This window comes from Paraburkholderia sabiae (assembly GCF_030412785.1).
Classification (GTDB): Bacteria; Pseudomonadota; Gammaproteobacteria; order Burkholderiales; family Burkholderiaceae; genus Paraburkholderia; species Paraburkholderia sabiae.
In genome coordinates this window covers 314,661-328,205 of sequence record NZ_CP125297.1, presented here as the reverse complement: position 1 = coordinate 328,205, position 13,545 = coordinate 314,661, and the positions used below count along the sequence as shown (strand labels likewise).

Sequence of the window (13,545 nt, the reverse complement as noted above, 5' to 3'; positions counted from 1 at the left end):
AGGATGCATTTCGCGCCGACCTGTCGGATCGCCCCAACGTCTCGACAGAGTACAGATTTATGCGCTGCCGGAAACCGTATGCCCTGTCGGCAGGGAGCTGGCGGTCACTGCCAAAAGTTTCCTTTCTCCAGCATCTTCTGCGCGCTCTTCCCTGATGCGGTGTGTTCGTCAAGCAACCGTCTGCCGACGTCAAGCTGCCATCGTCGCGCGCGTAGCGGACCGTTGCCCCAAACGCGCAGTACAGCACGGCTGCGATTTTGTGACTCAGCGACTTTCCCGGACCGACACCTGCTGCCTATGGCAAGCCAAAGAAGCGCTGGCTCGGCACCAGACAGCAACCAATTGATTCTCAAACAATATTTATTAGGGGCAGCCCGCAAGGCCACGCGCAGCCTAGATCGCTCTAACCGGAATATTGCGCGGAAATCAAGGTCATCCCTTGTAGCGCGACTCGGCACGCCGTAAAGCCACAGACGTCAACGACCAGGACTTTTGCAGACCTTCCCTAGATCGGCTTGGTGACAGATCTATTGCGCTCTACGGGTGGTGAGGGCGACGGGAGTGGTTGGCGTACAAATTCCATCCGCCGGTGCAATATCTGTCAACGGAGGCCGGCTTCTGAGTTTTCTTTGCCTTGTCGAAATGCAACTAGAAGCCGCTGGGCTCGTGCCAGAGATTGAGTAACGTACCAATTCCGTTCGCGGCAGCCGTCTTGTAAACATCGAACCCCCAGGCGATGTCGAAGACCGACATGCCGCATGAGATAAAGATGATTCGCTCTTCGAAGTTCAACCGACCAGGTTTGATGCAGTTCACAACGTCTCCCAGCCCGGTCGCCTCCTCAAGGGCAGGGAGTTTCCCTGCGTCGAGGAGGCGATAAAAAGGACCGCCCATTTCCCCGCTATAGTATGCTTCCTTGTCGCCGGAGGCGATGCCCTCTTCGAGGTAGGCCCGATGCATAGGCGTGTGATCGAATACGATTTTGCAGTTGGTCAGGAACGAATCGTCGGTGTTGAATGGACCGGACACCAGAATGGTCGCGCCTTCCTTAATCCACTCGTCCTTGAAGTAGAGAGGCTTTGCACGTGACGCCGCGACAGTAATGACATCGCCATCACGGAAGCAAGGCTCTGCGTCGGAAACGCCGACTACGCTGACATCGTATTTCTTTTCGGCCCAACGCGCGAAATTCTCCGCCCTTTGCAAAATGATATCGAAGCACACAATTTTTTTGACGGATGGCAGCTGAGTCATAAGGGCGGTCAGGCATGCCTTGTTGATCGGACCGCAGCCAACTACAGATATAACCCTTGCGTCCCGGTTTGCCAAGTGTTTCGCGCCGACTCCGGCCACCGCCCCCGTGCGTGCGGCGCTTAAGAGATTTGCTGACATAAGGGCCAGAGGTGCCCCGGTTTGCTTGTCGTTTAGCATCATTGTTAAGATCGAACGAGGAAGCCCCTCCTTTGCGTTCGCATGGTTGGAGCCATACCATTTATTCCCGCATACATCGAAACGTCCGCCAAGGTAGCCAGGCATTGCTGCAAAGCGGCGATCTGGTCCAGACATAGGCATATTCGGAAACGCTGAGTGCGGCGGAAACGTTATACTGATGCCGTGATGGTTGTGGTTTGGACCACCCATTAGATAGTCTCCTTTACCAAGCAATCCAAACGTCTCTTCACACACCGAAACGCACGCCGCGGCGTTCAGCACTCCGGCGTGAATCATCGCCGGCTCAGACAGGTAAAGAAAGTCAATCCTTGGATACATTCGGGATTCCTATACACATAAAAGGCTTGATTGATCACGCAGCGTTAACGCGAGGATCGTTCGGACGGATCGTCTGTAACCGACGGATGATTGAGTGGCACAGCATGCGTCGGCCGCGCAGTAAGAGCGGCCGTCATATCGCTTTAGAGATAATGGCGTGTAGGACATGAACAAAGTTAGTATGCCGGCATCCGCGACGCTTAGCTTCAGCGGTTAAGGCTCGAGGATGGTCAGTGCGCCGTTCGTGGACATAAGAGACTCTACGCCATCGCGTCGAACGACGATCATATCCTCGACTTGCAGCCCCCAACTACCGAGTTCGTAGTATGGTGTCTCCACACAAAGCGTCATGCCCTCCTCAATGAGGATATCGTTCGATGCCGTTAGGTTCGGGACGTCATAGCCGTCGATTCCGATACCGTGTCCGACGTGGCTGCGTTTGTAATGCGGAATACCCTCCCGCTGGACTGCTTTGACAGCGGCATCAAAAACGGCCGACGCCTTAACGCCGGGGCGAATCATTTCCAGTGCCGTCAGGACGCCGATGTGGAGGGCATGGTGGTATTGACGGATTTGCTTACTCGGCTCTCCAAGGACTGCGATACGCGCTATATCTGCTCGATAGTGTCGGTATCTACCCCCCACGTCAAACCGAATCACATCTCCATACTGGAGCTTCCGGTCGCCGGGCTCCACGTTAGGCATCGCAGATCGCGGACCGGAGCCGATACACCCGAGAACAGGATAGCCACCTTCGCTTGCCGTACGACGATGAAATGCAAGCCCCAGCTCCCGTTCTGTGGCACCAGGCTTTGCGATCTCGAGGGCGGAGGCAATCGACTGTTCCGCAATCTGGGCTGCACGCCTGAGCCGGTTCACTTCCTCCGGCGTCTTCACTGCACGGACGGTTCGAAAGACCTCAAGCGCTGGCTTCACCTTTGCGTTCGGTAAGCGTACCTGTATTTCGTCAAAGTTCCCCGGAAGAAGCCCCAGCTCATCGATGCCGATGACTGAGTCGCCGAGTCCACAGTCATTGATTGCCGCGCACAGCGCATTGATCGCTGTACCGTGATCGGGGAGACTGTAGAGGTCCAATTGACGTTGATCAAGCGCACTGAGCTCCACGCCCTCGGTCCGATCGACATTGAAGAAACCATATCGATAAACTTTCGAGATCCAAACATCGTCTTGGTCCGCCAGCTGATCAACCAGGCTCGTTGCGGCGATAATCGAGGGTTCTCCGCGCCCTGCGGCGGGAATGAGGACGTAAGACTGCGGACCGCGACGGACCCATTGGGAGAGCGCCCAATAGCCGCTCGAGTAGGTTACGTTCTCGGGCAAAGTTGCGACGATGGCATCGAGCCCATTGCGCGCCATCATTTCATTGAGTCTTTCGATGTTCAGCAACATTTCAAAAACTTCCGTTTAATAGTATAGGGAGCGGTCGCGATCTCGCACCAGCGCCGCAGTCGAATGTCCGCTAGAACTAAGTTCGGATAGCGCTCAGCTTGATATCTGTCACAAACATGTGCCCAGCAGAATGCGTGATCATTTCAGGAATTCCTGATGCCATTGCTATCGCCTGTGGGGTGACACCGCAGGCCCAGTAGACTTCAATCTCGTCTTCAGACGGCGGAGTGTAGCGGCCCCAATCAACTTTCGTTGCGTCGTTGATTCCGATATCACGGCCGTCACCCACATGGACAGGCCCACCATGAGCTAGCGGATAGTGCGACGTGATCTCTATTGCGCGGGCCACATCTTTTCGGGCTATGGGACGCATGCCCACAACCATGGGACCCTTGAAAACACCCGCCGGCTGACACTCAATGTTCGTCTTGTACACTGCGATCCTTCCGTTTTCCTCTTTGAGATGCTGTTGAGCAATGCCTTCATCGGTCAGAATCTCGTCAAAAGACAAGCTGCAACCGAGAATGAAGCTAACATGATCCTTTCTCCACAGGTGTTCAATCCGCGGGACTTCCTCGATAAGCGCTCCATTGCGGTAGACCCGATACCCGGGCAGATCTGTCCGGATGTCGCTTCCGGGCGCAGTGATCGGCATCTCCGGGTTGCCTGGATCACTCACCTCGAGCAGCGGGCATGGTTTCGGATTCCGTTGGCAAAACCGCAGGAAATCGAAGGCGTATTGCTCGGGCACGATCGCCAAGTTGGCCTGAACGTAGCTCCGCGCTAGTCCGTGTGTCGTACGCGTCCATTCGCGTTCACGGATTGCTTTTCGCACTTGCTTTCCAGTGGCATTGCTGAGTTGTTCGCGCAACATTTCGTGTTCCTCTGTTTATCGAAGCTGAACTACTGCTGTATCCAAGTGTTCCAGCTTTCAAGTAAGCTGTCGCGGTTTGCGTTGATCCAGTCTGGATTTGGGACAATGAACTTGCTTTTGATTTCTTCAGGCGTCGGGAGACGCTTCTGCGCGTCAGGCGGCATCATCTTCATTGCCACGTCGCTTGCAGGCACGCAGTCGAGGTTCTCGCAATGTTTGGCCTGCGCCGAGGGGGTGCTAGCGAAATATTCCAAAAGCTTTTCCGCCGCCGCCTTGTGCGGAGCACCCTTCGGGATCATCGCTCGATCCGCGATGATGATTGCTCCGTCATAGGACGATTCAACTTTCCGCCCCTCTTTCTCAAGTACGCTTGCACGCGTTCTCCACATCATCCCTGTGAAATATTGCCCGCTTCGGTATCCTTGAATACTCTGGTCGCCCGTCCTCCACCACATCGAGACTTGCGGCCTTACTTGATCTAGCTTGTGTAAAGCCCTTTTTATGTCCAAAGGAAACAGGTGATTCAGAGGTACACCATCTGCCACTAGCGCGACCGCCATAACTCGCCAGGGATCACCGAAATCCGGCAGCGCCCTCCCGCCAGGGAAAGCCGTCGTGTCCCAGAACTCCTTCCAGTTCGTCGGCCCGCCTTTTGGAAATTTGTCGCCGTTGTAGACCAGGTAAGTCACACCATAGTCGAGATTGACGCCCGCTCGGTCGCAGCCTGCGGGCATAAGGCTTTTCCCACCTAGCTTCTGGCAGAATCCGGTCATGTCCTCAGTGATTGCTTTGACCCGATCTGCATGAGCCTCGATGTCTCCCAGGATGATGAGATCCCAATTGACCGACCCTGTTTGAGCCATCGCGCGCAATCTCGCGATTTGTTCCTGAGCTTCCGCAGTGACGACATTTACCTGTATTCCAGTCGCTCTTGTGAATGGGTCAAAAACGTTGTTACGCAGGCTTTGTTGATATGCGCCTCCGGGGCTCGCGACAGTAATGGTTTCCTCGGCGCGACTCGTCGTTGCCTGGCAGAGTACGAACCCGCCAATTGTCAGAAAGCGTATGAGCTTGTTCATCTGTTTCACGGCAGTCTCCTAAAGGTTCACTTTTCCCGATTTGGCGCTTGCCCTTCGTTCCAGGGTGCGGATACCCGTCATGAGAGCTAGCGACAGAACGATCGTCATCGTTGCCACCGCTGCAATAATTGGCGTGAGGTTGTAATCGATGTCTTCAAAAAACTTCCGAGTGATCGTTTTCCCTCCCGTATCAGAGATGAAGAATGCGACGGTCGCCTCATCAAACGACGCGAGAAATGCAAACACAGCTCCGGCGGCGACGCCGGGCACAATGTCGGGAAGGACGATCGAAAAGAACGCATTGAGTCGCGTCGCGCCGCAATTCAGGGCTGCCCTCTCAAGAATAGGATCGAAACTCTTCAGTGCCGCTGACACGGTGATTACGACGTACGGAACGGCGAGGACCGTATGCGCGATAAGAAAGCCGCCAAAACTACCAACCAGTCCGACAGGTGCGAAGAAGAGATACAACGCAATCGCAATCACGATGTGCGGCACGACGAGCGGACTCAAAGCAATAGCCTGAATTGCCGCTTTACCAGGGAAGATACCTCTTACAAGCGCCATGGCCGCCATGGTGCCGATCACCGTCGAGGAGACCGTCGTGGCACAAGCCACTTTGAGGCTGAACAAAGTTGCCGACATCCAATCCGCGTCCGCAAGATATTGCACATACCATTTTAGTGACAGGACGTGCGGTGGAAACTGGATATAGGAGGCATCTCCGACCGACATCACCAAAATGATTAAGATCGGCCCGATCAGAAAGAGGAGCACCAGTAGCGCAAACCCTACCAAGGCTAAAGTCCCAACAGACGACGGAGATTTGCTGTTTACGACTTGGCTAGCTGACACATTGATCGTATTCATTATCACAGCTTCCCGGAAAACGACATGAACCGTCTGAAGACCACCGTGACAGCGATAGTTGCCAACAGTAGAAGAGTTGACAACGCTGCGGCGAACGGCCAGTTGAACGTCTGTGTGACTTGTTGACCAATGAGCGTAGCAATCAACAGTGTGCTCGGTCCCCCAACCAACGCTGGGGTCACGTAGAAACCGAGCGCCAACACAAATACGATGAGCGACCCTGCGTAGACGCCGGGCATGCTGAGTGGCAGAGTCACCCCTACAAAGGTTCGAGCGGAACTTGCTCCAAGGTTCGAAGACGCTCTAGACAGGTCAGGCGGGATGGCCTTCAATGCGCCATAGACGGGCAATATCAGGTACGGTAGCAAAACGTGAACCATTGCCATAATCACGGCGCCTTGGTTGTAAATCAGCTTAAGAGGCTCGCTTACAAGCCCCATGCCAATCAGCACGTCGTTGACAACCCCGTTCCGTTGGAGAAGTACGATCCAAGAATACGATCTGACCAAGACGCTCGTCCACATGGGGATGAGAATGCAGATGGTCGTAAGAAAAGCCGCTGTACCCTTAAGACGCGTCAGAAGCCAGGCGACAGGGTAACCCAAGACAACGGCTATGCTAGCTACTGCAAGCGCTATAAGAAAGGTTCGCAAAAACACGCGGGCATAAAGCCCTGATGCAACGTGCTCGTAGTGCTCGACAGTAAATGTGGGGGCAAAGACGCTGGTCAACAGCAACTTCCCAACAGGATAGACGAACGCCACAAGCAAAAGTAATAGGAAGGGCGACAAGAGCAGCAACGAGGACAAGGGGCCGTAGTTGTCGCGCGATTGCGGCGAACGCCCGAGTTGCTTCGCGGACGTAGACATGTCAATCCCCCCGGAAGGCTTGAACGGCCGCTGTGTGGAAGGTAAGGTCGACCGCGCTTCGCTCCTCAATATTTCCTGCGGCGCCTCCGCATTGGCTCTGGACATGCACGACAGTTCCATCGGCAAGCCGTACTATGAGCCACTGGAATGCCCCTACATAGGCTTTCGCTTCTACAATGCCAGCGATGCCCGATGCCTGCACATTGCCGGCCCTAATCTGCGTTCGCTCTGGGCGGACGGCTAGATCCAACCGGTCGCCCACCGATGGCAACGTGGCACTCCGAACCTGGTGTCGCGGCACCTTGAAAACCGCATTGCCACTTACGCGGGCCGTAACACCATCATCGTCGATCGCAACGCATGTAGAAGGTATGAAATTCATCTTGCCGATGAAGTCTGCAACGAACGGAGTCGCGGGACGCTCGTAAAGCTCCAGCGCTGTTCCTACTTGCTGGATGCATCCGTTCCCCATGACTGCAATTCGATCGGACATGGTCAAGGCTTCTTCTTGATCATGCGTCACATACACGACAGTTACGCCGAGTCGCTGCTGGAGTTGCTTGATCTCGATCTGCATCCGTTCGCGCATCTTCTTGTCGAGCGCGCTGAGCGGCTCATCCATTAGCAGCACTGGTGGCTCGAAGACCAGTGCCCGCGCGACTGCAACGCGCTGTTGCTGCCCACCGGATAACTGGCTTGGCATGCGATCGCCGTATCCGCTCAGCTGGACCATCGAGAGGGCTCGCTCTACTCTGTCAGGTATCTCCGCCTTTGGCACTTTTCGCATCTTCAGGGGATATGCAATGTTCTGCCGTACCGTCATATGGGGAAACAACGCGTATCGCTGAAATACCATTCCGATATTTCGCTTATTGGGGGCCATCCGTGTAATGTCAATCCCACCCAACGTTATGCTTCCTTCATTCGGAAACTCGAATCCTGCGAGCATCATAAGCAGCGTAGTCTTGCCGGAACCGGAAGGCCCTAGAAGCGATAAAAACTCTCCTGCGTGAATATCTAGATCGATACCGCTTACTGCTTTTGAGCTACCGTACTGCTTGGTAAGACTTTCGATTCGTATTGGAGCTCCGTCGATTGCAATGCTTCCGCGCGCCGCGGGGGCAGCGTCTTTCCTCAACCATGCGCGCCCGGTCTCCACCTCATTAGAAACAGCCACTGCCGCTATCGGATGCTTTGTGCTCATGGTTTTGCTCGAGAAGTTGTGATGTCCAATGCAATGGGATCACGGTAGCCAGCACTTGTACCAATCAACGCCACCTTGTCTGCTTCCACAAGGTGACCATCCGCCAAGAGCTGAGGGATTGCCGCGTAGGCGGCCGCCGCGCAGAGTTCAAGGTAGATGCCGAATTGGTCGGCTAAGTGGCGCTGCGCTTGCGCCGCCGATTCATCACTCACAGCTATCGCTGTCCCGCCGGTATCGACCACGGCCCGCAGGGATTGGTCCGTAGCTGTTGTGCCCGCTATCGATGCCTGCTTCGTCGACCCGGGAAATTCATCACCGATCAAAGCCTCATTTCGGAGAACCTTCGAAATCCGTGGAAAAGGTTCCACGGCGATGAGCTTCGGTACCTTCCCTTTCCAATGGCCTTGGCCTGCCAACGAAAAAAAGCCCGCAGCGATACCCCAGATGATGTCGCCCCTCGCAGTCGGAACAATGACCGCGTCCAAGCCGTCCCGACAGTCGTTCGCCAGCTCGAACGCTACGGTCTTGTACCCTTCAACCCCCCAGGCACAACTGCCGACGGCTGGCAGGTGGAAGTTGGTCAGCGGAAACCATCCCTCCTCATGTACCGCCTTCTCCATGACCCGCCAGCGCTCCAAGCTGTTCTCGACTACGACTATCTCGGTTCCGTACGTCGTCAGCGCTCGTTGAACCGGCTTGGGGAGGCTAGGAGTGACGAACACCCGGGAAGCGAGCCCGGCGCGAGATGCGAAACACGCCAGCGATACGCCAGCGTTACCCGAGCTTGCACAAACGATACCGCCGGCGTTCACCTCAAGTGCACGCGCCACGGCGAGAGGACTCATACGGTCCTTATGGCTTCCCGTCGGGTTCATCCATTCAGCCTTGACCCAGAGCCGTTTCAGAGACGGCGACCGTAGTTCGATCATTGGCGTCCCACCCTCACCAAGCGACGGCCAGTCGAGATACGGGAGGTAAGGCCCCCAACGCCTCATGTCTTGCTTGTCATTTGGTGGTACAACACCGCTCGTGCTTGCGTACACGGCTGCTACGCTGGTGGGTCGGCCCGCCAACCTGCTGTCTGGGCACCCGCCCGGATAATCGCCAACAGGCAACAACGGCCCTCCAGCGAGTGATCGAAATCCGATAAGGTCCGGGTTCCGACGGTACAAGTGGTTCATCAAATTTCCCCTGCTGTTCGCGTCCGGTTGGACGTGGAGTTGCTCCGTGAGGCCTATTTCCTCACGAGCAGTGATATTCTGTCTAATGCAGCCAAAAATGAACTCCATGCTTTGAGGTAATGTCTGTGGAAGCTAGACAGATTGAAGCGTTCCGGTCGGCCGCTATCCATGGCGGGTTTACGCGTGGGGCCGAAGCGCTCGGCATCACTCAGCCGGCTCTCACGAGGGCGATTGGACGACTTGAAGCCAGCATCGGCTTTGCGCTTTTCGAACGGGGTCATGGTCCGGCTCGCCTGACAGCCGAAGGAGCCGCTTTTCTGCGCGAAGTCGAGCGGAGATTTGTCGGCGTCGACCAACTGCGCCGCATCGCTCAAGACATAAGGAACTTTGGAACCGGTCGACTTCGCATCGCATGCATGCACGTATTCGCCAACGGTGTAGTACCGGCAGCTCTTCAGCGCTTCAAAGAAGCCTACCCAGAGGTGACCGTCTCCCTACAAATTCGACCTTCGGCGACGGTGTACGAATGGGCTGCCGGCGGCCGATGCGACGTCGGCATTGCCGGACCGAAAAGCGGCTTTCTCGGAGTCGAAGAAGAAACGTTCCTCGCGCCGGCAGGGGTACTAGCCGCACCATCGGAACACAGACTGGCACGCCTGAAGCGCCCGATCCATGCGAAAGACCTGCACGAGGAGGCGTTCCTCTCCTTGGCGTTAGAGGACAGCACCCGTCATGTCATCGACCAAATGTTTGCCGACGCGAACGTCCATCCCCTCGTGCAGGTCGAGACGCAGTACGCCGAAACGCTTTGCGCGCTTGTAGCGAGAGGGCTCGGCGTAGCCATAGTCAACCCAATCCTTGCGACACAGGTTAAGCATTTGCCTATCGTCATGCGGCGCTTCGAACCACATGTGCCGTTCGAGAGCCGCCTCCTGTGGACGGCTACCCACGCACGCACCAGAATCGCGGAGGCCTTCGTTGCATATATGCGTGAAGAAGCGATTCGCAGCGTCCGCGAGCTGCCATATGCCGAGGAGCTACTTCCTTAGGTGGCGGCGAATGAGTGCATTCAACCCACGTGAGCACCTCTTGAATGTCGGTTTCCCAGGGTCCGATTGGCACCGGCCAACGGATGCCGGCGACGTCTAATTCGTCGACAGCGCTTCCAGCTGGATAGCACCAGTAGCATGGTGTCAGGGACAACTTGAGGCTGAATCGACGTCAATGCCGGCCGCTGCAAGAGCGCTGCGAACCCGTCGGGCGAAGGCTAGAGCGTGGGGACCATCACCGTGCAGGCAGATGGTCTGCGCATTTAGCGGAACCCATTCGCCGGTTACCGCCTGCACGCGTCGCTCAAGGATCATCGCGAGTGTACGGTGCAATACGACATCTTCGTCGCTGAGCAAGGCCCCCGCTTCCGTGCGCGCACTAGCGATCCATCCGAGCGATACCCGCGATCCGCAAACACTTCTTCCACCGCGACGAGTCCAGCTCGGCGCGTGGCGTCGACCAAGCCGCTGTTGGCCAGGCCGAAAATTAACAGCGAAGGATCGAAGTCACGAACTGCGGACACAATGGCATCCGCAATCTCGTGCGTATTTGCAGCTTGGTTGTACAGCGCGCCGTGCGGCTTCACGTGCGCGACGTGCCCGCCTTCCGCCTCCGCAATTGCCGACAACGCGCCCAGTTGATACAGCACGTCCGCGTATATCTCGTCCGGCGGGAGATGCATTTCCTTGCGACCAAAGTGTGCGAGATCGTTGAAGCTCGGGTGCGCGCCCAGCGCGACGCCTCTTTCCACCGCCCCGCGTACGCACTCGCGCATCGCCGTTGCGCTCCCTGCATGCCAGCCGTACGCGATGTTCGCGGAGCTGACGAGGTCAAGCAGAGCCGCATCGGTGGAGTAACCTTCGCCAAGATCAGCGTTCAAATCAATTTGCATGTAATTCCGAATACTGCGCAGGGATGTTTCAGGTTGGACATGGGGCTACGCGTGCAACAGCTTCTCCGAAACCGACAAGCTGCCCATGTTGCACGTCGAAAGAAACTACAACTCCAGCTGCCGGTGATGCGACACGGCTCAAAGCTTCCCCAACTACCAGGTAACCTACCGTGTCGCCGGCTTTCACCTCCTCGCCCGGCGCTGTCGCCGGCGCACCCGTAAGCGGATGAGCACTACTGAAACACCCCGAAGCTTTTGCACGGATGATTTTCGTTTCCGGCTTTTCAACCTCGCGACGGTTGGCTGAAGCTACGACCTCTTCCGCGACTAACGCGTGAGGAAACTGGGTAGGTAACCGACGTAATATGAAACGTATTTTGTCATCGCAGTAGTCGAGCTCCGAGCAGTCTGAATCCTTAAACGCGCCGGACAGCTTTTCAAGAACGTCCATCATTGCGTGGCTCCCTTCGTTTGACGCGTGGAAAGCCAACTCTCAAGAAAGTGGATGGTGAAGCCACCGGCAGCCACTTCTCGCAGCTCTAGCACCTCTCGGTGAAGCGGTACGTTGGACTCCACGCCGTCAATTACGATTTCACTGAGTGCCTGCTTCATCCGCGCGATCGCTTGCTCGCGATCATCCCCAAAGGAAATGACTTTCGCGATCAGCGAGTCGTAGTGCGACGGCACCTCGTATCCCGCATACATGTGGGAGTCGACTCGAATTCCTGGGCCTCCAGGCGGAAGCCATGCCGTGACCGTCCCGGGAGACGGCATGAACGTCCGCGCGTTCTCGGCATTGATTCGGCACTCGATCGCATGTCCACGGAACGTTACGTCATCTTGGCAAACCGATAAGGGAAATCCCATCGCTATTCGAAGCTGTTCCACAACGATGTCCACACCGCACGTAAGCTCGGTCACAGGATGCTCGACCTGGACGCGGGTGTTCATTTCGATGAAGGCAAACTCGCCATTTTCATAAAGAAACTCAAAAGTGCCCGCTCCCCGGTAACCAATGTGCAAACATGCCTCAACGCACCTCTGCCCTATCTCTGCGATGGCCTGCCGTGGTATTCCTGGTGCCGGAGATTCTTCGATCACCTTTTGGTGGCGGCGCTGAAGTGAGCAGTCCCGCTCACCTAACCAAACGGCATTTCTGTGTTCATCGGCGAGAATTTGAATTTCCACATGGCGCGGATGTTCTAAGAACCGCTCCATATATACAGCTGCATTCCGGAACGCGCGATCTGCTTCCTGCCTCGTAAGCGAGACCGAGGCGAGCAAGTCGCCCTCGTTCCGGACAACGCGCATGCCTTTACCGCCACCGCCGCCGGCTGCTTTGATGATCAGTGGATAACCGACCCGCTGCGCAATACGGATGACCTCTTGGTCATCGTCAGGAAGCGCACCGTCGGACCCCGGCACACAAGGAACCCCTGCCTCTCTCATTGCTTGTTTAGCTTGGACCTTGTCTCCCATGCGACGAATAGAGGCAGCCCTTGGGCCGATGAAAACCAAGCCCTCGTTCTCCACCGCTTCAGCAAAGTCGCCGTTTTCGGATAGGAAGCCGTATCCGGGATGTATCGCCCTGGCTCCGGTGAGCCTTGCAGCGACTAGAAGCTCTGTAGTGTTCAAATAGCTTCCGCGTGCGGCGGCCGGCCCGATACAGATTTTTTCATCTGCTAGCTGCACGTGGCGTAGGGAAGCATCCGCTTCGGAATGCGCAGCGATGACCTTCAACCCCAGTTCACGGCACGCACGAAGGATACGAAGCGCAATCTCACCGCGATTGGCAATCATTACGCTGTCAAACATTGCCCACCTCGATAACGAAAAGAGGTGCTCCTGCACCAATTGTTGCTCCATCGTCCGGCAGTATTTCGACGATGATCCCCTGCCGGTCCGCCTCGATTTCGTTCAGCATTTTCATCGCTTCAACCAGGCAGATGGTCTGGCCGATGCTGACCGTATCCCCCAATGCGACAAACGGATCTTTTTCCGGGCTTGGCGATCTAAAGAACGTACCAGCCATCCCAGAGACGATCGTGTGCAGTTCCTTATTTGCGATCGGCGGTTGTACCGACTTCGCCGCATCGCTGGACTTGCCCGTAGCGTCGATGAGTCGCGCGCCCGTAGTCGATAGTTCGACACTGGGCGAAGTGCTTCCTCCGCGCTTAAGTCTTAGGCTAAAACCGCCACCTTGGAATTCGAGATCAGTAGCGCCCGAAATATCGAACAACTCGGCGACCTGCTTAATGAGTAGGGTACGTTCAGACTTATCGTCAGGCACAGCATCGAACCTCTTCAGTTGAAATCAGTCGCTGGTGTGGTGCTCGAGCAGAGCGC

At 56.2% G+C, this 13,545-nt stretch carries 12 protein-coding genes and 1 pseudogene; 1 reads left to right on the top strand and 12 read right to left on the bottom strand.

The annotated features are described in order from the left end of the window. Positions 1-648 precede the first annotated feature (648 nt). The 8 genes from QEN71_RS41270 to QEN71_RS41235 all read right to left on the bottom strand — a co-directional run bounded on the left by QEN71_RS41270 (position 649) and on the right by QEN71_RS41235 (position 9,071). Positions 649-1,770: a tyramine oxidase subunit B gene (locus QEN71_RS41270; protein ID WP_201658882.1), complete on the bottom strand. Its 1,122-nt coding sequence runs from the start codon at positions 1,768-1,770 to the stop codon at positions 649-651. 213 nt (positions 1,771-1,983) lie between these two features. Beyond that, positions 1,984-3,180: a M24 family metallopeptidase gene (locus QEN71_RS41265; RefSeq protein ID WP_201658879.1), complete on the bottom strand. Its 1,197-nt coding sequence runs from the start codon at positions 3,178-3,180 to the stop codon at positions 1,984-1,986. 76 nt (positions 3,181-3,256) lie between these two features. Further along, positions 3,257-4,054 (bottom strand): putative hydro-lyase, encoded by a 798-nt coding sequence (locus tag QEN71_RS41260; protein WP_201658876.1) that lies wholly within the window; start codon positions 4,052-4,054, stop codon positions 3,257-3,259. A gap of 29 nt (positions 4,055-4,083) precedes the next feature. After that, on the bottom strand, positions 4,084-5,133 hold the full coding sequence (locus QEN71_RS41255) for an extracellular solute-binding protein (RefSeq protein WP_233472091.1): 1,050 nt from the start codon (positions 5,131-5,133) through the stop codon (positions 4,084-4,086). Between the two features lie 18 nt (positions 5,134-5,151). Continuing rightward, entirely contained in the window at positions 5,152-6,003 is an 852-nt protein-coding gene (locus QEN71_RS41250) for an ABC transporter permease (protein ID WP_201658870.1), read from the bottom strand. A 2-nt stretch (positions 6,004-6,005) separates the two neighbouring features. Then, the gene (locus QEN71_RS41245) at positions 6,006-6,872 is read right to left on the bottom strand and encodes an ABC transporter permease (RefSeq protein WP_201658867.1); all 867 of its coding nucleotides are present in this window, start codon (positions 6,870-6,872) and stop codon (positions 6,006-6,008) included. 1 nt (position 6,873) lies between these two features. Continuing rightward, positions 6,874-7,968: an ABC transporter ATP-binding protein gene (locus tag QEN71_RS41240; protein ID WP_407675478.1), complete on the bottom strand. Its 1,095-nt coding sequence runs from the start codon at positions 7,966-7,968 to the stop codon at positions 6,874-6,876. Positions 7,969-8,072: 104 nt separating this feature from the next. After that, positions 8,073-9,071, bottom strand: coding sequence for a threonine synthase (locus QEN71_RS41235; protein ID WP_267909739.1), 999 nt, complete (start codon positions 9,069-9,071; stop codon positions 8,073-8,075). A 311-nt stretch (positions 9,072-9,382) separates the two neighbouring features. Here QEN71_RS41235 and QEN71_RS41230 point away from each other — a divergent pair, with 311 nt between their 5' ends. Then, the gene (locus QEN71_RS41230) at positions 9,383-10,306 is read left to right on the top strand and encodes a LysR substrate-binding domain-containing protein (protein WP_201658858.1); all 924 of its coding nucleotides are present in this window, start codon (positions 9,383-9,385) and stop codon (positions 10,304-10,306) included. A 144-nt stretch (positions 10,307-10,450) separates the two neighbouring features. Here the strand turns inward: QEN71_RS41230 and pxpA are convergent. From pxpA to accB, 4 genes and pseudogenes are all read right to left on the bottom strand, one after another. Next, a pseudogene (gene pxpA / locus QEN71_RS41225) lies at positions 10,451-11,199 on the bottom strand (5-oxoprolinase subunit PxpA). 28 nt (positions 11,200-11,227) lie between these two features. Next, entirely contained in the window at positions 11,228-11,653 is a 426-nt protein-coding gene (locus QEN71_RS41220) for a hypothetical protein (RefSeq protein ID WP_201658855.1), read from the bottom strand. Next, complete coding sequence (gene accC, locus QEN71_RS41215) at positions 11,650-13,014, bottom strand: acetyl-CoA carboxylase biotin carboxylase subunit (protein WP_201658852.1); 1,365 nt, start codon at positions 13,012-13,014, stop codon at positions 11,650-11,652. Before accC ends, QEN71_RS41220 begins: the two co-directional genes overlap by 4 nt. Beyond that, on the bottom strand, positions 13,007-13,489 hold the full coding sequence (gene accB, locus QEN71_RS41210; protein ID WP_201658849.1) for an acetyl-CoA carboxylase biotin carboxyl carrier protein: 483 nt from the start codon (positions 13,487-13,489) through the stop codon (positions 13,007-13,009). Before accB ends, accC begins: the two co-directional genes overlap by 8 nt. Positions 13,490-13,545 lie beyond the last annotated feature (56 nt).